The sequence below is a fragment of the Kitasatospora sp. NPDC048296 genome (assembly GCF_043201815.1).
Classification (GTDB): domain Bacteria; phylum Actinomycetota; class Actinomycetes; order Streptomycetales; family Streptomycetaceae; genus Kitasatospora.
The window spans coordinates 12521-34829 of record NZ_JBICZB010000019.1; the positions used below are offsets into that span (position 1 = coordinate 12521).

At 73.7% G+C, this 22309-nt stretch carries 22 protein-coding genes; 13 read left to right on the plus strand and 9 right to left on the minus strand.

Going from position 1 to position 22309, the window contains the following annotated elements; translation table 11 throughout:
• Positions 1-203 precede the first annotated feature (203 nt).
• The 3 genes from ACGF12_RS14175 (at position 204) to ACGF12_RS14185 (ending at position 3675) form a co-directional block, all read left to right on the plus strand.
• Entirely contained in the window at positions 204-1547 is a 1344-nt protein-coding gene (locus ACGF12_RS14175) for a hemolysin family protein (RefSeq protein ID WP_393028579.1), read from the plus strand.
• On the plus strand, positions 1544-2590 hold the full coding sequence (locus ACGF12_RS14180) for a hemolysin family protein (protein ID WP_393028580.1): 1047 nt from the start codon (positions 1544-1546) through the stop codon (positions 2588-2590). Before ACGF12_RS14175 ends, ACGF12_RS14180 begins: the two co-directional genes overlap by 4 nt.
• 98 nt (positions 2591-2688) lie before the next feature.
• The gene (locus tag ACGF12_RS14185) at positions 2689-3675 is read left to right on the plus strand and encodes an NAD-dependent epimerase/dehydratase family protein (RefSeq protein WP_393028581.1); all 987 of its coding nucleotides are present in this window, start codon (positions 2689-2691) and stop codon (positions 3673-3675) included.
• Positions 3676-3744: 69 nt separating this feature from the next.
• On the opposite strand, the gene ACGF12_RS14190 is transcribed toward ACGF12_RS14185, so the two are convergent.
• Both ACGF12_RS14190 and ACGF12_RS14195 read right to left on the minus strand, forming a co-directional pair.
• Positions 3745-5676 carry an AAA family ATPase gene (locus ACGF12_RS14190; protein WP_393028743.1) on the minus strand — a complete coding sequence of 644 codons (1932 nt, stop codon included), beginning with the start codon at positions 5674-5676 and terminating at the stop codon, positions 3745-3747.
• A gap of 421 nt (positions 5677-6097) precedes the next feature.
• Entirely contained in the window at positions 6098-6730 is a 633-nt protein-coding gene (locus tag ACGF12_RS14195) for a uridine kinase (RefSeq protein ID WP_393028582.1), read from the minus strand.
• Between the two features lie 213 nt (positions 6731-6943).
• On the opposite strand from ACGF12_RS14195, the gene ACGF12_RS14200 reads away from it, so the two are divergent.
• Complete coding sequence (locus tag ACGF12_RS14200; RefSeq protein WP_393028583.1) at positions 6944-8107, plus strand: acyl-CoA dehydrogenase family protein; 1164 nt, start codon at positions 6944-6946, stop codon at positions 8105-8107.
• Between the two features lie 101 nt (positions 8108-8208).
• On the opposite strand, the gene ACGF12_RS14205 is transcribed toward ACGF12_RS14200, so the two are convergent.
• On the minus strand, positions 8209-8682 hold the full coding sequence (locus ACGF12_RS14205) for a hypothetical protein (protein WP_393028584.1): 474 nt from the start codon (positions 8680-8682) through the stop codon (positions 8209-8211).
• Between the two features lie 382 nt (positions 8683-9064).
• On the opposite strand from ACGF12_RS14205, the gene ACGF12_RS14210 reads away from it, so the two are divergent.
• The 5 genes from ACGF12_RS14210 to fxsA all read left to right on the plus strand — a co-directional run bounded on the left by ACGF12_RS14210 (position 9065) and on the right by fxsA (position 14110).
• Positions 9065-9505 carry an Lrp/AsnC family transcriptional regulator gene (locus tag ACGF12_RS14210; protein WP_045694655.1) on the plus strand — a complete coding sequence of 147 codons (441 nt, stop codon included), beginning with the start codon at positions 9065-9067 and terminating at the stop codon, positions 9503-9505.
• A gap of 31 nt (positions 9506-9536) precedes the next feature.
• Entirely contained in the window at positions 9537-11153 is a 1617-nt protein-coding gene (locus ACGF12_RS14215) for an amidohydrolase (protein ID WP_393028585.1), read from the plus strand.
• A 33-nt stretch (positions 11154-11186) separates the two neighbouring features.
• On the plus strand, positions 11187-11645 hold the full coding sequence (locus tag ACGF12_RS14220; protein ID WP_393028586.1) for an N-acetyltransferase: 459 nt from the start codon (positions 11187-11189) through the stop codon (positions 11643-11645).
• A 181-nt stretch (positions 11646-11826) separates the two neighbouring features.
• The gene (lnt, locus tag ACGF12_RS14225; RefSeq protein ID WP_393028745.1) at positions 11827-13476 is read left to right on the plus strand and encodes an apolipoprotein N-acyltransferase; all 1650 of its coding nucleotides are present in this window, start codon (positions 11827-11829) and stop codon (positions 13474-13476) included.
• Between the two features lie 55 nt (positions 13477-13531).
• A complete protein-coding gene (fxsA, locus tag ACGF12_RS14230) occupies positions 13532-14110 on the plus strand; it encodes an FxsA family membrane protein (protein WP_393028587.1) in 579 nt (192 codons plus the stop codon).
• Between the two features lie 166 nt (positions 14111-14276).
• Here fxsA and ACGF12_RS14235 read toward each other — a convergent pair whose 3' ends face one another.
• The 3 genes from ACGF12_RS14235 to ACGF12_RS14245 form a co-directional block, all read right to left on the minus strand.
• Positions 14277-14651: an RNA polymerase-binding protein RbpA gene (locus ACGF12_RS14235; protein ID WP_355365562.1), complete on the minus strand. Its 375-nt coding sequence runs from the start codon at positions 14649-14651 to the stop codon at positions 14277-14279.
• Positions 14652-14927: 276 nt separating this feature from the next.
• Complete coding sequence (locus tag ACGF12_RS14240) at positions 14928-16541, minus strand: hypothetical protein (RefSeq protein WP_393028588.1); 1614 nt, start codon at positions 16539-16541, stop codon at positions 14928-14930.
• Between the two features lie 111 nt (positions 16542-16652).
• Positions 16653-16847, minus strand: coding sequence for a hypothetical protein (locus ACGF12_RS14245; protein WP_355669189.1), 195 nt, complete (start codon positions 16845-16847; stop codon positions 16653-16655).
• Positions 16848-17231: 384 nt separating this feature from the next.
• Between ACGF12_RS14245 and ACGF12_RS14250 the strand changes: the two genes are divergently transcribed.
• From ACGF12_RS14250 to ACGF12_RS14265, 4 genes are all read left to right on the plus strand, one after another.
• Positions 17232-17624, plus strand: coding sequence for an ankyrin repeat domain-containing protein (locus tag ACGF12_RS14250; protein WP_393028589.1), 393 nt, complete (start codon positions 17232-17234; stop codon positions 17622-17624).
• A 24-nt stretch (positions 17625-17648) separates the two neighbouring features.
• Complete coding sequence (locus tag ACGF12_RS14255; RefSeq protein ID WP_393028590.1) at positions 17649-18164, plus strand: GNAT family N-acetyltransferase; 516 nt, start codon at positions 17649-17651, stop codon at positions 18162-18164.
• A gap of 29 nt (positions 18165-18193) precedes the next feature.
• On the plus strand, positions 18194-19267 hold the full coding sequence (locus tag ACGF12_RS14260; RefSeq protein WP_393028591.1) for a serine hydrolase domain-containing protein: 1074 nt from the start codon (positions 18194-18196) through the stop codon (positions 19265-19267).
• A gap of 128 nt (positions 19268-19395) precedes the next feature.
• Complete coding sequence (locus tag ACGF12_RS14265; protein ID WP_393028592.1) at positions 19396-19896, plus strand: NUDIX domain-containing protein; 501 nt, start codon at positions 19396-19398, stop codon at positions 19894-19896.
• A gap of 7 nt (positions 19897-19903) precedes the next feature.
• Here the strand turns inward: ACGF12_RS14265 and ACGF12_RS14270 are convergent, their stop codons facing one another.
• From ACGF12_RS14270 to ACGF12_RS14280, 3 genes are all read right to left on the minus strand, one after another.
• Entirely contained in the window at positions 19904-20560 is a 657-nt protein-coding gene (locus ACGF12_RS14270) for a vitamin K epoxide reductase family protein (protein WP_393028593.1), read from the minus strand.
• 79 nt (positions 20561-20639) lie between these two features.
• Positions 20640-21455, minus strand: a complete 816-nt coding sequence (locus ACGF12_RS14275) for a DsbA family protein (protein ID WP_393028594.1) — start codon at positions 21453-21455, stop codon at positions 20640-20642.
• Between the two features lie 154 nt (positions 21456-21609).
• A complete protein-coding gene (locus ACGF12_RS14280) occupies positions 21610-22284 on the minus strand; it encodes a hypothetical protein (RefSeq protein WP_393028595.1) in 675 nt (224 codons plus the stop codon).
• Between the last annotated feature and the right edge of the window lie 25 nt (positions 22285-22309).

Genomic DNA, 22309 nt, shown 5'->3' on the forward strand with positions numbered 1-22309 from the left:
GCCGCGGCCCGGCGGATCCCGAACACGCTTCCTGCCATCGCACAGGTATGGTCTACGCTGGTAAAAGCAGGGCAAAAATTCAGTCCTGCCCGAAAGCGACCCGAGTCGAACCGACCTGAGGAGTGACTCTCCCCCTCGATGGACGATCCGTCCGGTAGTACCTGCGCCGCCTTGCTTCCGAACCCCGGAAGGCAGGCGGCACTGTGATCACCGCCTGGCTGCTGTTGTTCGCAGCCCTTCTCCTGATCCTCGCCAACGGCCTCTTCGTGGCCGCCGAGTTCGCCTTCGTGACCGCCGACCGCGGTGCGGTGGAACGCTCCGCCGCGGCCGGCGACGCCAAGTCCGGCCGGGTCGCCAGGGCCCTGCGGCACCTCTCCTTCGAACTCTCCGGCGCCCAGCTGGGCATCACCATCACCTCGCTGGTGGTCGGCATGCTCGCCCAGCCGGCCCTGTCGACCCTGCTCAGGCCCGTGATGGCGGGCATCGGCGTGCCCGACCCGGTCGCCCGCGGCGCCGCGGTGGTGGTCGGCATGGTGCTGGCGACCGTCGTCCAGATGGTGATCGGCGAGCTGGTCCCGAAGAACTGGGCGATCTCCCGCCCGCTCCAGGTGGGCCGCGCGGTCGCCGCCCCGCACATGGCCTTCTCCTTCGTCTGCCGCCCGCTGATCAGCTTCCTGAACGGCGCCGCCGACAAGACCGTCCGGGCCTTCGGCATCGAGCCGCACGAGGAGTTGGAGCACGCCCGGACCCCGGCCGAGCTGGTCTCGCTGGCCCGTCACTCGGCCAAGGCCGGCGCGATAGACGAGGAGTCGGCGGCCCTGTTCGTCCGCACCCTGGGTCTCGGCGAGCTGACCGCGGAGTCCGTGATGACCCCGCGGGTCGACGTCTCCGCCCTCCAGCGCGACGCCACCGCCTCCGACGTCATCAACCTGACCCGGGCCACCGGCCTGTCCCGCTTCCCGGTCTACAGCGACAGCCTGGACGAGGTCACCGGCATCGTGACGCTCAAGGACGCCCTGGCCGTCCCGGCCGCCCGGCGCGGCCTGGTGCGGGTGGCCGAGCTGACCTCGCCGCCGCTGCTGGTGCCCGAGACCCTGCCCGCCGAACGGCTGCTCGACCAGCTGCGCCGCCTCCAGCCGATGGCCATCGTGGTCGACGAGTACGGCGGCACCGCCGGCGTCGTCACCGTCGAGGACATCGTCGAGGAGATCGTCGGCGAGGTGCAGGACGAGCACGACCCGGCCGACCGGCCCGAGCTGCTTCCGCTGCCGGCCGTCGACGGCCGGCCCGCCTGGGAGGCCGACGGCCGCGCCCGGCTCGACCAGCTGGAGACCATCGGCCTGAACGCCCCCGACGGCCCGTACGAGACCCTGGCCGGCCTGGTCGCCGACCTGCTCGGCAAGCTCCCCGAGGTGGGCGAGCAGGCCGGGCTCCCCGGCTGGCGGTTCACCGTGACCGGCGTCGACCGGCACCGCACCAGCCAGGTCCGGGTGGAGCGCACCTCCGTGTCCGCGCTGTTCGGCGAGGACGAGGAGGGGACCCGATGACCGTGCTGCAACTGGGCCTCGCCCTCCTGCTGCTGCTCGGCAACGCCTTCTTCGTCGGCGCCGAGTTCGCCGTCGTCTCGGTGCGTCGCAGCCAGATCGAGCCGCTCGCCGAGGCCGGGCACAAGCGCGCCCGCGTCGTGCTGCACGGGCTGTCCAACGTCTCCGCGATGCTGGCCGCCGCCCAGCTCGGCATCACCGTCTGCTCGCTGGGCCTCGGTGCGCTCGCCGAGCCGACCATCGCCGCCGTGCTGGAGGGTCCGTTCCACGCGATCGGCGTCCCGTCCGGCCTGATGCACCCGCTCTCCTACGGGATCTCGCTCGCCGTCGTGGTCTTCCTCCACATGGTGATGGGCGAGATGGTGCCGAAGAACATGGCCATGGCCGGACCGGAGAAGGCCGCGCTCTGGCTCGGCCCGCCGCTGGACCGGCTGGCCCGCTGGCTCGCCCCGGTGATCCGGCTGCTCAACGCCTCCGCCAACGGCGTGCTGAGGCTGTTCCGGGTCGAGCCCAAGGACGAGGTCGAGTCGGTCTTCACCACCGAGCAGCTGATGTACCTGCTGGTCGACTCCCGGGACGCCGGCCTGCTCGACGAGGATCGGCAGGAGCGTCTGGAGGACGCCCTGGAGCTGGGCCGGCGACCGGTCACCGACGTGCTGCTGCGGCCGGAGGAACTGGTCACCGTGGACCCCAAGATGACCGCCGCCGAGGTCGAGGCGCTCGCCCTGCGCACCGGCTTCTCGCGCTTCCCGGTCACCGACGGCGACCCGGCCGGCCACGGCTACCTCGGGTACCTCCACCTCAAGGACATCCTCGACGTGGAGGACCCGTCGGCGCCCGTCCCGGCCCGCCTGTGGCGGCCGATCACGGTGCTGCGCGGCGGCCTCCCGCTGGACGACGCCCTCGGCGCGATGCGCCGGGCCACCTGCCACCTGGCTGCTGTGCTGGACCAGGACGGCCGCACGACGGGCGTGGTGATGCTGGAGGACGTGCTGGAGGAGCTGGTCGGCGAGATGCACGACCCCGACCACCGCACCACTGCCTGAGGTTCCCGCTTTCGCTGACGGCGTGTCCGCCAGCGGCGATTCCGCCCAGAGCGTTCAGCGGTTCCCATGCCGGCCACCCTCGGAGCAGGGTGGTCGGCATGAGACTTCTGCTGCTGGGTGGAACCGAGTTCGTCGGACGCGCCGTCGCCGAGGAGGCCCTGGCCAGGGGCTGGGAGGTGACCGCCCTCAACCGCGGTACCCGGCCCGCGCCCGAGGGTGTGCGGGTGCTGGCGGGCGACCGCACGGCCGAGGACGGCCTCGCGGCGCTCGCCACGGGGGAGTGGGACGCGGTGGTGGACACCTGGTCCTGGGCCCCGGCGGCGGTGCGCGACAGCGCCCGGCGGCTGGCCGGCCGGGTCGGCCACTACGCGTACGTCTCCAGCCGGTCGGTGTACGACCACCCGCTGCGGGCCGGGGCGGACGAGACGGCGCCGGTGGTCCCCTCCTCCCCGGACCTGACCGGCGCGGTGGCCTACGCCGAGGCCAAGCGCGGCGCCGAACTGGCCCTGGAGGCGGAGTACGACGGGCGCGCCCTGCTGGTCCGGGCCGGGCTGATCCTCGGCCCGTACGAGAACATCGGCCGACTGCCCTGGTGGCTGAACCGGATCGCCCGCGGCGGACCGGTGCTCGCCCCCGGCCCGCGCGACACGGCGCTGCAGTACATCGACGCCCGCGACCTCGCGATCTGGACCCTGGACGCGGTGGCGGCCCGCCTGGGCGGCCCGTACAACGTGGTCAGCCTCGCCGGCCACACCACCATGGGCGAACTGCTGGCGGCCTGCGTCCGGACCACCGGCTCGGACGCCGAGCTGCGCTGGACCGACCCGGAGCGGATCCTCGCGGCGGGCGTCGAGCCGTGGACCGAGCTGCCGATCTGGCTCCCGCCCGGCGAGCTGTACGACTTCCTGCACGGTGCCTCGGTCGCCCGCGCGGTCGACGCCGGGCTGCGCTGCCGCCCGGTCGCCGAGACGGTCGAGGACACCTGGGCCTGGCTGCGCTCCATCGGCGGTGACGCCCCCCTGCGCGCCGACCGGCCGAACGTCGGGCTCGACCCGGAGCGCGAGGCGAGGCTGCTCCAGGGGTGAGGTCGTAGGGGGAGCGGGTGGGAGGGGGGAGCGGGTCGTAGGGGAGCCGGTGGGAGGGGGAGCCGGTCGTCAGCCCCGGCCGTCGATCAGCTCCCCGTAGGCCTGCACCAGGTCCGGGAGCCGCAGCGTCGCCAGGTCCTCCCGGCCCGGCGGCTCGCGCAGCAGCGACAGCCGCAGGTCCCGGTAGGCGCAGGACTTCTCGTACAGGGTGCGGATGAACCGGCCGTTGCCCAGCTCGTCGATCCAGCCCTCGCGCACCACGTGGGTGCAGATGCTGGCCAGCTCCTCGGCCGCGTCGTCGTCCCAGCCGTCGCCGTCCCGGCCGGCCAGTGCCGCGCCGATCGCGGTCAGCTCGTTCGGGCGGTAGCTGGGGAAGTCGACCCGGGTGGTGAAGCGGGAGTTGAGGCCGGGGTTGGTGGCGAGCAGCCGGTTCATCCCCTCGGGGTAGCCGGCCAGGATCACCACCAGCCGGTCCCGGTTGTCCTCGGCCCGCTTCAGCAGCACCTGCAGCGCCTCGTCGCCGTACGCGTCGCCCTTGGTGTAGCCGGAGTTGGAGAGGCTGTACGCCTCGTCGATGAACAGCACGCCGTCCAGCGCGGAGTCGATCAGGTCGTTCGCTTTGACGGCCGTCTGGCCGAGGAACTCCCCGACCAGGTCGGCTCTTTGGGCCTCCACCAGGTGGTCGCCGGAGAGCAGGCCGAGGGCGTGGAAGACCCGGCCGAGGATCCGCGCCACGGTGGTCTTGCCGGTGCCGGAGGGGCCGGAGAAGACGAAGTGCCGCTTCGGTGGTTGGACCGGCAGGCCCTGTTCGGCGCGCAGCCGGCTCATTCTCAACTGGGCCGAGAGCGCCCGTACTTGTCGCTTCACCGGCTCCAGGCCCACCATCAGTGAGAGTTCGGCCAGTGCCGCGTCCAACTCCCGCTCGTCGCCCTCCGGCTGGGCGGGCGCGGGCTCGGGCGCGACCCGGGGCTGCGCCGCGCCGCGGACCGGCAGCGGGACGGGTGCGGCGGGGCCGGCCGGGAGGCCCGAGCCGGACCGCTCCCCGGCCGCCTGCGGAGCGCTGCCGCCCGTCGGCCCGGCCGGAGCGCCGTCCGCGATGCCGTCCGCGACGCCGCCGGTGACGCCGTCCACCAGGCTCGCGTCGACCGAGGGCCCGCCTCCCGGCGCGGCCGTCCCGGTCCCGAACTCCTCACCGTAGAACGGCCCTTCGGCGTACCCGGTGTCGTCCCGGTACCCCGGCCCGGTCGTCTCCGCCCCGCCCGAGAGCCCGCCCGCCAGCAGCCCGTCCGCGAGCGCGTCCTCCGCCGCGATGGCCGCCAGCCGGGTCGCGGTGTCCATGAACGCCGGATCCGCCCGGTGCACCGCCCGGTACAGCGGCAGTGCCGCCGCACTGCGTCCGGCCCCCTCGTACGCCCGGGCCAGCCAGTACCGCAGCTCCTTGCGCTGCGGCTGCTCGGAGCGGCAGCGCGCCAGCGAGGCGGCCAGCGGCGCCTGCGCCTGGGCGCACATGTCGAGGCGGACCCGCGCCATCCCGGCGAACAGCCCGGCCTCTATGCCCAGCAGTGGGTCGTCCAGCAGGTGGTCGGTGTCCCGGATCAGCTGCTCCCAGTCCTTGAGCAGATAGGAGCGGCAGGCGTACAGGAACTGGGCGGACGGGTCCTCGCTGGGCGCCGGGCACTGCTCCAGTGCCCGGTCCAGCTCGGCCAGGTGGCGGCCGTCCAGCCAGTGCGAGGCGTGCGCCAGCGCGAGGTCGCGGGCGTCCTCCAGGACGGGTTGCACCCACCAGCCCAGCCAGTACCAGGAGCTGAGCGGGCGCCGGTGCAGTCGCCGCTGCTCGCCGAAGCGCTTCTGGTGGCGGTACATGGCCAGCAGGGCCGCCGAGGTGTCGCTGCGCAGGGCGTGCAGGCCGAGCCAGGCGTCGGCCATGCCCGGGTCCAGCCGGACGGCGGCCCGGAACTCCTCCTCGGCGCGGGCGTAGGCGCCGGCCGTGTAGGCGTCCATGGCACGCAGCCAGGCGCGGTCGGCGAGCCGGTCCGGGCCGCCCGCCGTGCTGTCGGAACTGTCCACCGTCGTCACTCACGCCCCCCGCGGTGTGGCCCGGGGCTCGGCCGGCGGTTCGCCTCAGCGTTGCCGGGCCGGTGGTCGGAAGCCCCCGGGGCGCATATGCGCCTGCCAGGAATCGTACCGGCGCGGGGCTGATCCGGAAGGGTGCCGTACGGGGTCAAATGGGATCGCGTACACGGTCGTTGAGCGGTCGGATGGCTGAAAAGCCGGGCAACGCCGACGGCGGGACGCAACGTGGGAGCGGACCGGACGACGCCCCCGGCTCACGGGGGAACAAGCCGGGGACGTCGGGTCCGAGGCGGCCGGAACAGTGCGTTCCGGCGGCTGAGGAGAACCTAGATCCTGGTGATGTCGCAGGTCAAGGGCTTGTTGAAGGTTCACCGACGGTACCCGGCAGGATCCGTCCGGTCACCCCGTCCACGCGCGTGGCGGCGTACGGGCGGCTCGGGTCGCCGGCGAAGTGCGCCGCCTCCGCCCGCGCCCAGCCGGCCCAGAACTCGGCCAGTTCCGGACCGTCCCGCTCCTCGCCGCGCCGCCGGGCCGCGACGGCGTCCAGCTCCATCCAGATCACCCGGGCCAGCCGGGGGCGCACCTCCCGGCGCCCCGCGCCGACCCCCTCCACCAGCACCACCGGGGCGGCCGGCACCGCGGCGGTGGCCGCGAAGCGGCACAGCGTCCAGTCGTACACCCGGTACGAGGCGTCCCGGCCGGCCGCCAGCGGCTCCAGCACCTGCTCGCGCAGCCGCCCGGTCCATTCGAAGAACTCGGTGTGGGTGGCCAGGTCGTCGAGGTGGACCACCGGAGCCCCGTCGAGCGCCGCCGCCAGCCGCCCGGCGAAGGTCGTCTTGCCGGAGCCCGCGTGCCCGTCCACCGCGACCAGCCGCACCGGTCCGCAGGAGGGCGGCAGCGCGCGCAGCTCGGCGGCGAGCGAGGTCAGCGGATCGCCGGTCGCGGGCGTACGGGGGGAGGGGAGGGTTCCGGAAACAGCCACAACGTCAACCCTACGGTGCCGTAGCCCACCACTGCGGACAGTTCATCTGTGCTGGTCGTGACGGCGGCGCGGGTTTCGGGCATACTCGCCTTCGCCAAGCCTGTGAACGGCCGTTCACCGCAACCCGGTGCCGGTCGGGCAGACCTGCCACACCCCGCGCCGGACCAGCCGACACCCTCGGTCCGGTGCCCGATCGAGGAGGCGACCGCCGCCATGACCCCCTCCCCCGTGAAAGCCGTGGAGCGCCAGCTGCCGAGCGAGGAGGCCCGCGAGCTGCTGAGCCTCACCCGGGACCTGGTCCAGCGCGAGCTGCAGCCGCGCGCGGCGGAGGACGAGGCCGTCGGCCGCTTCCCCCGGGAGGTCTTCCGCACCCTCGGCGAGGCCGGCCTGCTGTCCCTCCCGTACGACGAGAAGTACGGCGGCGGCGAGCAGCCGTACGAGGTGTACCTGCAGGTGCTGGAGGAGCTCGCGGCCGGCTGGCTGGCCGTCGGCCTCGGTGTCAGCGTGCACACCCTGTCCTGCCATGCGCTGGCCACCTTCGGCAGCGACGAGCAGCGCGAGCAGTGGCTGCCCGGCATGCTCTCCGGCGAGCAGCTCGGCGCCTACTGCCTCTCCGAGCCGCAGTCCGGCTCGGACGCGGCCGCCCTGCGCACCCGCGCCGACCTGGACGGCGAGGAGTACGTCGTCAACGGCACCAAGGCGTGGATCACCCACGGCGGGCAGGCCGACTTCTACAGCGCCCTGGTGCGCACCGGCGTCGAGGGCCCCAAGGGCATCAGCTGCCTGCTCGTCCCCGGCGCCCAGCAGGGCCTGTCGGCCGCGCCGCCGGAGCACAAGATGGGCATGCGCTCCTCGCCGACCGCCCAGCTGCACTTCGACGGTGCCCGGGTCTCCCGCGACCGGCTGATCGGCGAGGAGGGCCAGGGCTTCCAGATCGCGCTCGCCGCGCTGGACTCCGGCCGTCTCGGCATCGCCGCCTGCGCGATCGGCGTCGCCCAGGCCGCGCTCGACCTCGCGGTGGACTACGCACGCACCCGGAGCCAGTTCGGCCGCCCGATCGCCGAGTTCCAGGGCCTGTCCTTCATGCTCGCCGACATGGCCACCCAGATCGAGGCCGGGCGCGCGCTCTACCTGTCCGCCGCGCGGCTGCGGGACGCGGGCCGGCCGTTCTCCAAGGAGGCGGCGATGGCCAAGCTGTTCTGCACCGACACGGTGATGCGGGTGACCACCGACGCCGTCCAGGTGCTCGGCGGCTACGGCTACACCCAGGACTTCCCGGCCGAGCGCTTCATGCGCGAGGCCAAGGTGCTGCAGATCGTCGAGGGCACCAACCAGATCCAGCGGCTGGTGATCGGCCGTCACCTCACGAAGGCCTGACGAACCTTCCCCGATACGGCCTGCGGCCGTCACTCCAGGGTGCGGAGTGACGGCCGCAGGCGTTCTCGACCGAGCGTCAATTCACGTACGGCGGGCGGCGGTCAGCGCCGCACCAGCCGCCGGCGCTGCTCCGGGATGACCGTCGTGACCGGCCGCGCGGCCTGGGCCTGACCGGCCGCGCCCCGCGCCGGACGGTGCACCAGCGCGTGCGAGAACGGCTGGGTGCGCCAGTCGAGCTCGCTCGGGAGCTTGAACAGCGCGTTGAAGCCGGCCGACTCGGCGTCCTCCGCTTCCTCGACCTCCGCCAGGTCGTCGGTCGGCGCACCCGAACCCGGGCAGATCGCGGGGGCGAAGGGATTCCAGGCGGTGGGGAGCAGGGCGTGCTGCGGCAGCCGTTCCTCGTCCGCCACCAGGGCGATCGGACGGCGGCACTCGGGGCAGTGGACCCGGAAGACGTCCCAGGTCTCGACCTCGACGGGGTCGCTGCCCGGCGCGTGGTCGACCGCGAGGTCGTCGCGGCCGGTCATATCGTCGGTCTCGTCGGCGCCCAGCACGCGCTGGTCAGTAGCAGGCATGAGGATCCCCCTAGGATCGGGCCCGGCGTGGTCGCTCAGGGCCACAACCAGCACTTCCCTGTGATTCGGGCTCATAACCCTGCGGTGATGTGCACCGTGATGCACCGGGTGTGTCCTTGGCCACACCGCGCGCCACATTCATCCGGCACTTGCCTGTCTGACACCTGCAGGCCTTCCAGTGATCCGCCCGCTCGCCTCCGTGCGCCCTTGACCCGGCGCCGACGTGCACCCTCCTTGCCCGCCCTCGGGCAGAAGGGGTCCACCCTCCGGCGCTCGTCCTCTACTCGTCGCCCGTCGCTTTCGGCACCGGCACGCCCTTCGGCTCGGGGCGATGCGCCACCGCGTGCGCCCCCGTACTCCCCAGCGGGTAGGTTTGCGCACTGTGGAGGATCTCGACCAACGCATCGTCCAGCTGCTCCTAGAGGACGGCCGGATGAGCTACACGGACCTGGGCAAGGCCACCGGCCTGTCCACCTCGGCGGTGCACCAGCGGGTGCGCCGCCTCGAACAGCGCGGGGTGATCCGCGGCTACACCGCGATCATCGACCCCGACGCCGTCGACCTGGCGCTGACCGCGTTCATCTCGGTCAAACCCTTCGACCCCAGCGCCCCGGACGACACCCCGGAGAGACTGGCTGGCCTGCCCGAGATCGAGGCTTGCCACAGCGTCGCCGGCGACGAGAACTACATCCTCAAGGTGCGTGTCGGCGCCCCCGGCGACCTGGAGGACCTGCTCGCCCGCATCCGCAGCGCCGCCGGCGTCTCCACCCGCACCACCGTCGTGCTCTCCACCCCCTACGAGGCCCGACCCCCGAAGCTCTGAGGTCGAACCGGTGGGGTGCAGACTTAGCGGCATGACCGAACGCACCCCACGAACCGTCCTGCTGCGCGGCGGCGCCGTCTACAGCCCCGCCGATCCCTTCGCCACCGCGATGCTCGTGGAGGGCGAGCACATCGCCTGGGTCGGCAGCGACGGCGCCGCCGAGGCGTACGCCGCCACCGCGGACGAGATCGTCGAGCTGGACGGCGCCCTGGTCACCCCCGCCTTCGTGGACGCCCACGTCCACGCCACCTCCACCGGTCTGGCGCTCACCGGCCTCGACCTCACCGGCAGCCCCTCGCTGGCCGCCACCCTGGCGGCCGTCACCGCCTACGTCGAAGCCCGGCCCGAGTCCGGCGGGGTACTGATCGGTCACGGCTGGGACGAGAGCGGCTGGCCCGAGGGCCGCCCGCCCACGCTCGCCGAGCTCGACGACGCCGCCCGCGGCGCCGCGCTCTACCTCTCCCGCACCGACGTGCACTCCGCGCTCGCCACCACCGCGCTGCGCACCCTCGCCGAGGGCCTCACCGAGCGGCCCGGCTTCGACGCCGAGGGTCCGCTCACCAAGGACGCCCACCACGCCGTCCGGCAGACCGCGCTCGCCCACCTCACCCCCGAGCAGCGCCGCCGCGCCCAGCGCGCCACCCTCGCGCGCGCCGCCGAACTCGGCATCGGCGCCCTGCACGAGTGCGCGGGCCCGGAGATCTCCTCCGAGGCCGACCTGGCCGCCCTGCTGGAGCTGGCCGCCGACCGCGAGGGCCCCGAAGTCTTCGGCTACTGGGGCGAGTTGGGCGGCATCGAGACCGCCGGCCGACTCGGCGCGGTGGGTGCCGGCGGCGACCTCTTCGTGGACGGCGCGCTCGGCTCGCGCACCGCCTGCCTGCACACCCCGTACGCCGACGCCGAGCACACCGGCACTGCCTACCTGAGCGCCGAGCAGGTCGCCGACCACGTCGCCGCCTGCACCGAGGCCGGGCTGCAGGCCGGCTTCCACGCCATCGGCGACGCCGCCGTGGCGGCGGTCGTCGAGGGCGTCCGCGCGGCCGGCGAACGGGTCGGCGCCGGCCGGGTCAAGGCCCTGCGCCACCGCGTCGAGCACGCCGAGGCCCTGGACGACAAGGCCATCGCCGCCTTCGCCGAGCTCGGCCTCACCGCCTCCGTCCAGCCCGCCTTCGACGCCGCCTGGGGCGGCCCGGACGGCATGTACGTGCAGCGCCTGGGCACCGAGCGGGCCGCCGCGCTCAATCCCTTCGCCGCCCTGCTGCGGGCCGGCGTCCCGCTGGCCTTCGGCTCGGACGCCCCGGTCACCCCGCTCGACCCCTGGGGCACCATCCGCGCGGCGGCCTTCCACCAGAACCTGGAGCACCGGATCTCGGTCCGCGCCGCCTTCACCGCCCACACCCGCGGCGGCTGGCGCGCGATCGGCCGCGACCAGGACGGCGTGCTGGTCCCCGGCGCGGTCGCCAGCTACGCGATCTGGGCCGCCGAGGAACTGGTCGTCCAGGCCCCCGACGCCCGGGTGGCCGGCTGGTCCACCGACCCGCGCTCCGGCACCCCCGGCCTGCCCGACCTCACCCCGGGCCGCGAGCTGCCCACCTGCCTGCGCACCGTGGTCCGCGGCCGCACCGTGCACCAGCGCCAAACCGGATGAGCCGGCGGGCCCGGCGCGCTTAGGTTGCTCACCATGACGACCGACCCCCTGGTGCCCGCCGACTTCACCGTCCCGCGCGAGCTGCTCGCCCCGGAGTTCCGCCTGGAGCCCCTGGGCGAGCAGCACAACGACTCCGACCACGCCGCGTGGACCGGCAGCATCGACCACATCCGCGCCACCCCCGGCTGGGCGGGCCGCGGCTGGCCGCCCGCGGGCGGAATGCCGCTCGACCGCAACCTCGACGACCTGCGCCGCCACGCCGCCGACTTCGAGGCCCGCACCGGCTTCACCTACACCGTCCTGGAACCGGACCGGGACGAGGTGATCGGCTGCGTCTACATGTACCCGGACCGCGAGGACCCGTCCGTGGTCTCGGTCAGCTCCTGGGTCCGGGCCGACCGCGCCGAGCTGGACGCCCCGCTGTACCGGGCCGTCTCCGGCTGGCTCGCCGAGCACTGGCCGCTGCGCGACGTCCGCTACGCCGAGCGCTGATCCGGGCGCGGGCGGGCCCGGCGGAGGGGGCCGGAGAGGGGACCGGAGAGAGGGGGCCGGAGAGGGGGCGGACCGGGGGCGGACCGTACCACCCTGACCTCACGCGACACCGACCTTCCGGGGTACCTTCTTCGGACAGCGTCCGAACAGCAAGCCCCAGGAAGATGGTGCGCCGGTGGCCATGCCCGTCACCCAGGAGCGGTCCGGGACCGCTCCGGAGCCGCAGGACCCGGCCCCCACACCCGGCAAGCCCGGCCGCGCCGCCCGCGCGCTCGCCAAGGTCCGCGCCGGGCTGCCCCGGACCGGCCTCGCCGCACTGGCCGGCCTGCTGCTCGCGCTGGCCTTCCCGCCCTACGACCTCTGGCCGCTGTCGCTGCTCGGCGTCGCCGCGCTCTCGCTGCTCACCCGCGGCCGCACCTTCCGCCAGGGCCTGTGGACGGGCTTCGCCTTCGGCCTGCCGTTCTTCCTGATGCTGCTCAGCTGGCTGCGGGTGGTCGGCTGGGACGCTACGGTCGGCCTGTCCGTCGTCGAGGCGCTGTTCCTGGCCCTGCTCGGCGGCGCGCTGGCGCTCACCTCCCGGCTGCCCGGCTGGCCGCTCTGGGCGGCCTGCCTGTGGATCACCCAGGAGTGGGCGCGCGACCGGCTGCCGCTCGGCGGCTTCCCCTGGGGCCGGCTCGCCTTCGCCAACACCGCCACCCCGTTCACCCCGCTGGCAGCGATCGGCGGCGCGCCGCTGGTGACCTTCGCCGTCGCCCTCTCCGGCACCCTGCTGGCCTGGGCCGCGCTGCGCCTGCGCGGTCCGCACAAGGCCCCCAGGGCGGCCGCGCTGGCGGCGCTCGGCGCGGTGGCCGCGCTGCTGGCCGGCTACCTCGTGCCGGTGCCGACCGCCGCGAACGACACCGTCAAGGTCGCCATCGTCCAGGGCAACGTGCCCAACCCGGGCATGGACTTCCTCGGTCGCCCGATGATGGTCCTCAACAACCACGCCTCGGCCACCGAGCGGCTGGCCGCCGACATCCAGGCCGGCAAGCTCCCGCGCCCCGACGTCGTGATCTGGCCGGAGAACTCCTCCGACCTGGACCCGTTCAGCGACCCGCTGGCCCGCCAGCGCATCGACGAGGCGGTCCAGGCCGTCGGCGTGCCCACCCTGGTCGGCACCCTGGTGGACGGCCCGGACGCCCAGCACGTCCAGAACGAGGGCATCGTCTGGGACCCGGTCACCGGCCCCGGCGCCTCCTACACCAAGCAGCACCCCGTCCCCTTCGGCGAGTACGTGCCGTTCCGCGCCCAGCTGATGAAGGTGATCACCCGCCTCCAGCGGGTCGCCCGCGACTTCTACCCGGGCGACCACAACGGCGTGATGCAGCTCGGCCCGGCGAAGATCGGCGACGTGATCTGCTTCGAGGTGGCCTACGACGAGATCGTCCGGGACACCGTGGACAGCGGCGCCCGCGTCCTGGTGGTGCAGACCAACAACGCGACCTACGCCGAGACCGGCCAGCCCGAGCAGCAGCTCGCGATGAGCCGGCTGCGCGCGGTCGAGCACGGCCGGGCCGTCCTGATCGCCGCCACCAGCGGTATCAGCGCGGTGATCGCCCCGGACGGCACGGTCGAGCAGCGCACCCAGGAGCTGACCCCGGCCGAACTGTCCGCGACCGTCCCGCTGCGCGACGGCACCACGGTGGCCGACGAGGTCGGCGCCGCCCCGGAGTGGACGCTGGCGATCGGCGGCCTGCTGGCCTGCGGCGCCGCCGTGCTGGTCGGCCGCCGCAAGAAGGCCGGCGCCGGAACACCCGCCGCCGGGGAATCGTTGGACCAGGTGGTGCCGTAGCCGGCCCGGACCCCCCGTGCGGCGCGCAGAGCACCGCTTGGAGTGGATTCGTACCGTGACCCAGCAAGCTACCCCCACGCGTCCGGCCCCGCGGAGCAGGCTCCGACGGGTGCTGCCGCTGCTGATCACCGCCTGGCTGGTGCTGGAGATCTGGCTGCTGGTCCTGGTGGGCTCGTGGCTGGGCGGCTTCGCCGTCCTGCTGCTGCTCATCGCCGGCGGGGTGATCGGCGGCTCGCTGATCAAGCGGGCCGGGCTGAAGGCGCTGTCGGCGGCCATCGAACAGAGCAAGAACCCGCAGTCCCAGCAGCCGCAGACCGGCACCAGCATGACCGTGCTGGCCGGGCTGCTGCTGATCATCCCCGGCTTCCTGTCGGACCTGATCGCCCTGACCCTGCTGCTCCCGCCCACCCGGGCGCTGTGGCGGGCCGCCGGGCGCCGGATCGCGGACAAGGCGCTGCGCAGCACCTCCACCGTCGGCGCCGACCCGTTCGCGGACGCGATGCGGCTGCAGGAGCAGATACGCATCCACCGACCGGACGGCAAGGTGATCCAGGGCGAGGTGGTCGAGCCGGACGCCGGCCCGCGCGGCCCGCAGGGCCCGGACACCACCTACCGCCCGCCGATCACCGGCTGAGCCGCACGGACCGGCACGGGCCGCCCGACCGGGCGGCCCGTTGCCGTTCCCGGCCCGTACCGCTCCAGGGCAGTACCGCTCCGGACACCCCGGACAACGCGAAAGGGACCCTGGTGGCCAGGGTCCCTTTTCGCGTCCTCCCGCCCAGCGGCGGGAGAGAGGTGTGTCAGGCGCTCTTGCGGGTGTCCCGCGGGTGCACCGCGAGGTTCATCCCGCCGGAGCGGAGCACGGCCAGCCGCTCGGCCAGCACCTCCTCCAGTTCCTCGCGCGTCCGGCGCTCCATCAGCATGTCCCAATGGGTGCGCGTGGGCTTGACCTTCTTCTCCTCCGGCTCGTCACCGTCGAGAAGTGCCGCCTCCTGCCCACAGAAGCGGCATTCCCAGGTCGCGGGGATCTCCGCCTCGACCGAGAAAGGAACCTCGAAACGGTGTCCGTTCTGACATGCGTACTCGACGGTCTGGCGGGGAGCCAGATCGATACCACGGTCGGTCTCGTAGCTAGTGGCCCCGAGTCGCGTGCCGCGGAGAGCTCGCTCGCTCATGAATCGTGCCTCCCGGGCTTATGGCCCACAGGACTAGTGGTCGCTGTTCTTCGTCGTTCGGTCAACGCTCGGCTTCCGACGAAGATTCCCGTCCCGGGACATGCGTCGTCTGTCGTGCCGCCCCTGTTTGTACCCACCAGCGCCCGATTTGTCACATCTGGCCGGTGATATCACCCCAGGTGTCACCTATTTCACATCCGGTGATCGGTCGGCCTTTCCGTGTCGAGCCTACCGGGACGGGATTCGACGGCCGTCGCCGCCCCCTCTTCCCCGTGTTCAGGAGATCGGTCGGGAACGGATCATCGGCTCGGCCTTGCCGAGGTCGACCGGGTGGGCTCCGGGCGCCCCGTCGGCCGGGATCGTCGGCGGGTGCTCCGGACGGGGCGGCGTTCCCGGGACGGCCTCGGTCCGGCTGTCGCGGTGCGGCAGCAGGGCGATCACCGCGTCCCGCAGCTGCGGCGGGGCCTCGTCGTCCAGCGGGTCGACGGTGGTGGGCACCTGGAGCCGGACCGGGGCGCCGTTGCCGATCCGGGCGTAGCCGCGGCCGATCGGGGCGTGCGCGGCGGGCGCGATGTCCAGCGGTGCGCCGAGTGCGGCGTGGCCCTCCTCGGGTCCGGCCGGGCCGAGCACCACCCGGGCCCGGGTGGTGGCCCGGACGGTCGGGGTGAGCCGGTCCCGGGCCTCGATGTCGTCGGCGATCACCACGGTGACCCGGGCGGCCCGGCCGTGCCGCAGTGGCAGTTCCAGCAGGTCCTGGGGGTCGGGGCGGCCCTCGGCGTGGGCGAGCTCACTCAGCTCGGTCGGGTGGTCCAGCAGCAGCCACAGCGGCCGGGTGGCGTCCTCCGGCGGGGCGGTCCCGGCGTGCCGGGCGGCGTTCAGCGCGGCGAGCCGGCGGTCGGTCTCCCCGGCGGCCCACTCCAGCGCGGCCAGCGCGCCGTGCAGACTGGTCTCCACGGTGTACACGCCGGGCCGGTTCACCAGGCAGGCGTGCTCCCCGGTGCCGGCGCCGTCGATCACCACCAGGTCGGCGTACGGGAGGGCCTGGAGCGCGAGCGAGCGCAGCAGGCTGGAGGTGCCGTAGCCGGCGACCCCGAGGGCCAGTAGGTGCGGCTCGGAGGAGCGCGGGCCGGTGCGCCAGACCACCGGCGGCTGCTGGGCGGTGGTGCCGCCCTGGCTGACCGGGATGGTGCGGGCGGTGCCGTCCTCGTCGGTGAAGCCGAGCACGATCTCGCCCGGGGCGGCCACGAAGTGCTGGGCGACGATGTCGGTGGCCAGCGGTGTCAGCGCGGCGATGCGCAGCCGGTTGGACTCCTCGTCCCAGTCGAAGCGGTACTCCCGGGCCCGCCCGGCCTTGCCCTGGACGACCTGCTCGATCCGTGCGCGGGCGGCCGGCTCGGTGTCGGTGAAGTACGCCGGGTAGCCCAGCTCCAGCCGGGAGAGCCGGCCCTCGCCGTCGAACTCCCAGGAGCTGAAGGCGCTCTTGTAGCTGCCCTCGAAGTGGTACAGCGGGTTGGCGTCCTCGGGCCCGCCCAGGTACGGGGTGAGCGCCGAGTAGAGGGCGCTCAGCTTGATCTCGGTGACGTCGGGCGCGGGTGGGGCGGGCGCGGCCTTGGGGGGCCGGCCGGCCCAGGCGGAGCTGGCCATCAGGGCGATCAGTGCGAACAGCAGGCCGTGCGGCAGCAGGTAGATGCCGATCAGCGTCGCGGCGGTCAGGAACAGGGTCGGGCCGCGGCGCTCCTGCGGGGTGGCCTGCCAGCGGGTCCTGGCCCAGTCGGCGTGGTGACGCAGGCCCCGGCCGATCACGGCGAGCGGGGCGAACATGTCGGAGGCGTGGTCCCCGGCGGTTCGGGCGATCTCGCGGCCCTTGGTGAGATGGCGGTGGAGCGGCATTCCGTGACTCCCCGGGCGAGTGGGACGGGTGGGGTGAGGGAGGACTGCTCGGGTACGACGGGGCCCGGGGCGGTGGGATCCGCGCCCGGGCCCGTACGGGGAGTGGCGGTCCTAGAACTTGATGCCGCCGAGCAGGCTCGCCAGGCTGGCGCCGCCCGCCGTGATGCTCGGGGCGATCGAGGAACCGGCGATGTAGAAGCCGAAGAGGGCGCAGACGATGGCGTGCGACATCTTCAGGCCGTCTCTGCGGAAAAACAGAAAGGCGACGGTGCCGAACAGGACGAGCGCGGAGACATTGAGGATCACGTTCTGCTCCTCGGGGAGGGGACGGGGACAGTGTTACTTAAAGTGCTCTAATCGTGACAAAAAGTAATAGCTGATGGAACGGTGCAAACGGGTGGTTCTGCCGTTCAATGCCGCCCGGGAGAACGGACGGGGGGTATGCGAACCGGCCGGGGTGGGGCCTTGTGCCGCGCGGATTCGGTGCGGGAGGCATTCCCGGGGAGTGGGCGGGAGCTTTCCGGGGGCTCCGGGAAGTCGCTCGAACGGCTGCGCAACCCGCGCGGCCGGGTGTCCCGCCGGGGCCGGCCGTCATCCGGAATCCGGACACCGGCTGGCCCGGTTTCGCGCCGGCCGATACGGTGCGGTACGCACCGCTCCCTCGCCAGTTCCCAGGAAAGGCAGCCCGCCATGACCGATGCCCCCGACGCCGAGGTGATCGCGCTCGCCGGGAAGCTCTTCGACGCCGCCCGGGCCGGAGACACCGACACCCTGACCGCCGCCGTCGACGCGGGCGTCTCCGCGGACCTCACCAACGGCAGCGGCGACACCCTGGTCATGCTGGCCGCCTACCACGGCCACACCGCCACCGTCGAGGCGCTGCTCGCGCGCGGCGCCGACCCGAACCGTGCCAACGACAAGGGCCAGACCCCGCTGGCCGGAGCCGTCTTCAAGGGCACCGTGGACGTCGTGGACGCCCTGCTGGCCGGTGGCGCCGACCCGAAGGCCGGCTACCCCTCCGCCGTCGAGGCCGCCGCGATGTTCGGCAAGACCGAGCTGCTCGCCCGGTTCGAGGGTCGCTGAGGCGGGACCGTAGGCTTTCCAACCATGGAGAGCACCGCCATCAAGGACACCGGCACCGTCGAGTTCCGCGTCACCGGTTACGCCCACCCCGACGCCCAGGCCCTGTCGGCGGAGGTCCAGCAGGAGTACGTCCGCCGTTACGGCGAGCCGGACGACACCGTGATGCACCCCGAGGACTTCGAGGCGCCGGCCGGACTGTTCATGATCGCCTACCTGGACGGCCGCCCGGTCGCCTGCGGCGGCTGGCGGGCCAAGCAGGCCGGGCCGGACGGGCTGCGCGACGGCGACGCCGAGCTGAAGCGGATGTTCGTGATACCCGACGCCCGCGGCCGCGGCCTGGCCAGGGCGGTGCTGCGCCGCCTGGAGCGGACCGCCGTCGAGGCCTCGCGCACCCGCTTCATCCTGGAGACCGGCACCGAGCAGCCCGAGGCCATCGCGCTGTACGAGTCCGAGGGCTACGTCGCGATCCGGAAGTTCGGCATCTACAAGGACCACCCGCTGAGCGTCTGCCTCGGCAAGGAGCTCGTCGAGGCGGTCTGAGCGGCCGCCGTGCCGGGTAGACACCCGTGGTGAGCCACCGACCCCCCGAAGCCGAACGACTCCCCGCCCTGGCCGAGCCCGGCGGGGAGTTGGACCGACTGCTCCGGGACGGCGTGCGCACCGTGGGCGCGGGCGCCGTCTGGGCCGTCGGTGACGCCGGCGGCACGCTCGGCGGCGGCAGCCACGGCGTGCTCGGGCAGGGCCCGTACGTGGAGCTCGTGCCCGGTCCGGACACGCTGTACGACCTCGCCAGCCTCACCAAGATCGTCGCGCTCTGGCCCTGCGCGGGCGTGCTGCGGCAGTCCGGGCGGCTGCCACTGGACGAACCGCTCGGCCGCTGGTGGCAGCCCGCCGCGGGGCACCCGTCCGGAACCGTGACGGTTCGCCAACTCCTCGCGCACACGGCCGGAATGCTCCCGCGCACCCGCTTCGAGCGGCGCTACGGGCGGGACCTCGCGGCGATCCGGGCCGGGGTGATCGCCGCCCCGCTGCACCGCGAACCGGGTGCCGCCGTCGAGTACACCGACCGCGCCGCCGTGCTGCTCACCTACCTGGTCGAGGACCTCGGCGGCGCGCCGCTGGACCGACTCGCCGCGCGCTGGGTCTGGCGGCCGCTGGGCATGGCCGACACCCGGTACGGCCCGCTCGACACCGCGGCGACCGCCCGTACCGCGCCCACCGAGTACGAGGAGTCGGTCGGCGCCCATCTGCGCGGTGTGGTGCACGACCCCTCCGCCCGGCTGCTCGGCGGGGTCTCCGGCAACGCCGGGGCCTTCTCCACCACCCGCGACCTCGCCCGCTTCCTCACCGCCCTGCTCGCCCCGCCGCCCCAACTGCCCTGGGGCGAAGCGTGGATCACCGAATCACTGCGCGAGCAGACCGGCGGCCTCGCCCCCGCCCGCGGGCTGTCCTGGCTGTACGCCCCCGGCACCGAACCCGCCGAGGGCACCTTCGTCCACTACGGCTTCACCGGCACCGGCATCTGGGTCTCCCGCCGGCTCGGCCGCTGGGCGCTGCTGCTCACCAACAAGGTGCACTACGACCGGACCACCCAGCCGCTCACCGACCTGCGCAACGCCTTCCGGCGCGCGGTGTTCGGTTAGGCCCTGGGGCTCGGGACCCAGGAGGCGGGCCCTGGCACCCGATCGGGTGGATTAGGCGCGAACCGCCTTTGGCGCGACGGTGATCGGGCACGGTGGCGGCGACAGGAGCACCCGGCGGAGGAGGCGCGATGACGGAGACCTGGGTCCTCTCGGAGGAGGAGTGGCTCGCCGGGATAGTGCGCGCCTACATCGGGTGCAGCGTGCTGCTCACCGACGAGCAGGGCAAGGTCCTGCTGCTGCAGGCCAGTTACCGCGACCAGTGGCAGTTCCCCGGCGGCGGGATGGACCCGGGGGAGGCGCCCGCCGAGTGCGCCGCGCGGGAACTGCTGGAGGAGACGGGGCTGGTGGCGGGCGAACTGCGGCTGCTGGTGGTGGAGTGGCGCGAGGCGATCCCCGACCAGGGCCGACATGCCCACCCGGCCGTGCACTTCATGTTCGACGGCGGCACGGTCGAGACGAATGCGGTGGTCCGCCTCCAGGCCGAGGAGATCGCCGACCACGGGTACTTCACCCCCGCCCGGGCCGTCGCCCTGCTGCACCCCTGCGCGGCGCGCCGGCTCACCGGGGCCCTGGAGGCCCGGCGGACCGGCGTCGCCGCACTGCTGCACTCGGCGGGGTACGTGGGGTGAGCGGGTCTCAGACCAGGGTGCTCCAGTAGTACCAGAACCGGTTGAGGACCAGCAGCGCGATCACCGCCGCCCACAGCACGGGCACCGCCCAGTGGTAGCGTGCCGCCTCCCGGACGACCGCCCGCATCCTCGGCCCGACCGGGATCACGCCCGTCCGCAGGTTGTGCAGGGTGGTGTACCAGAACAGCGCCACCACCGTCGCCCACACCACCATGCAGTACGGGCACAGCGCGCCGATGTCGTACAGCGCCTGGACGATCAGCCAGTGCGTGAACACGACGCCCAGCACCGTCCCGCCTTGCAGGCCCAGCCAGAACCAGCGCCGGTACGCGGCACCGGCCAGCAGCCCCGCGCCGATCGCCGCCAGCGCGCCGAAGGCCGCCAGGCCGAGCAGCGGGTTGGGGAAGCCGAACACCGAGGCCTGCTCGGTGCGCATCACCGAACCGCAGCTGATCACCGGGTTGATGTTGCAGCTGGGGACGTAGGAGGGGTTCTCCAGGATGCGGAGCTTGTCGAAGGTCAGGACGGCCGAGGCGGCCAGCCCGATCAGCCCGCCGAGGAACAGCAGGATCGCGAAGGCCCGGCTCGCGCCGATCGCGGCTCGGCCGGCGTCGGCGGCGTCGGGGGCGGGTCGGGACAGGTGAACGGTGGTCGCGGCGGTCATGGAAGCACTCCGGTGGCTGGCTCGGAAGGGCCGGCCCGGCCGGGAGTTCGGCCGGGCCGGTGGTGCCGTGCGGTGCGGCCTACTGGAGGCCGGCGGCCTGCTTGACCTGCGCGGTGAACTGCTCCGGAGTCGCGGCGGAGTTGCCGGCGAACAGGTTGATCGGCTTGCCGTCCACCTTGACCGTCGGAGTGCCCGTCACCCCGCTGTCGTTGAACGCGTCGGCGACCTTCGCCGCCCACGGCGCGTAGGTCTTGTCGGTGACGGCCTTCACGAAGGCGTCCGTCTTCAGCCCGGGCACCTGGCCGGCCAGGTCGAGGAGGTGGTTGACGTCGCCGAAGGCGTCGCTGCGCTCGTCCGGCTGGTTGGCGTACAGCACGTCGTGGAACGCCTTGAACTTGTCCACGCCCTCGTTGAGCGCGGCGCCGGCCGCCGCCAGCGCGGTGCGCGAGCCCTTGCCGCCGAGGTTCTTGTCGAGGAAGGCGGCCAGGTGGAACTCCACCTTGATCTGGCCCTCCTGGGTGATCTCCTTGACGGTCTGGCCGTTCGCCGCCTCGAAGTGCTTGCAGACCGGGCAGCGGAAGTCCTCGTACACCTCCATGGTGTGCGGGGCGTCGGCCTTGCCGTAGGTGATCACCGTGCCGTCCGGGCCGGAGGCGTTGGCCGGGACGACCAGCGGGGCGGCGGAGGAGGCCGCAGAGGCCTTGTCGTCCTTCTTCGAGCCCGTGTTGATCGCGAGCGCGACACCGCCCGCGAGGGCGAGGACGACGACGGCGGAGACGGTCACGACGATCCGCTGACGGCGCTTGGCCGCCTGCTGCTCGCGGCGCTGTGCCTCCTGGATCCGCTCACGGACGCTGATGCGCTTGGCCTGCTGCTTGGTCGGGGACTGAGCCACGGGAAAGTCAACTCCTGTACGCGGCGCGCGGGTGCGCGCGGGGAGCCGCACACACGGGTGCGGCGGGGTCGGTGAACGCGGGAGTCGTGCGCACTGCCTGCGGGCGTACGGGATGTACGGGACGTACGGGACGGAACCCCGGTACGTGACCGGGTCAGCAGGCAGGCGCGAAGGAGGGCGGACCACGCCGGGGCGCCGGGCTCAGCACCACGTCCTCGCGGCGCGGCCGCTCACGGTCCGACACCGGCAGCGGCACCCGCAGCACCGGGCGCGCCGGGGCGGGGAGCAGCAGGACGACCAGCGCCCGCAGCGGGCGGGTCAGCGACTGGCGCAGCGCGCGCAGCGCCCGGGCCAGGCCCGACAGCGCCGCGTCGCCCAGCCGCAGCCAGGCCGAGGCGGCCAGCGCGATCGCCAGGTGCACCACCAGGAGCAGCAGCTGGGTCGCGGCGGGCGCCAACTGCCCGGCGTGGCCCAGCGGGCCGCCCAGCAGCGAGCCGTCCATCGAACCGCCGCCGCAGACCAGGAGGTTCACCCCGCGCGCGGACACGTGCTCGGACAGGACCGGCCCACAGCCGGTCTGGCCCAGGTTGAAGGTGGTGTTGAGCAGCAGCTCGACCGGCACCATCACAGCGGAGATGTGCAGCAGCCGCCGCTCCCCGCCGGCCAGCGCGGCCACGACCAGGAAGACGACGACGCTCGCCGTGGCCACCAGCGACAGCGGCAGCGGGCGGCCGGTGATGACCACCTGGCCCAACGCGGCCATCGGCACGGCGAGCGCGGTGAACACCGCGGCCCGCAGGGCCCTGGTCGCATGGGTGGAGGTCGTCACGCTCGGGAGTATGCCATGGCACTGA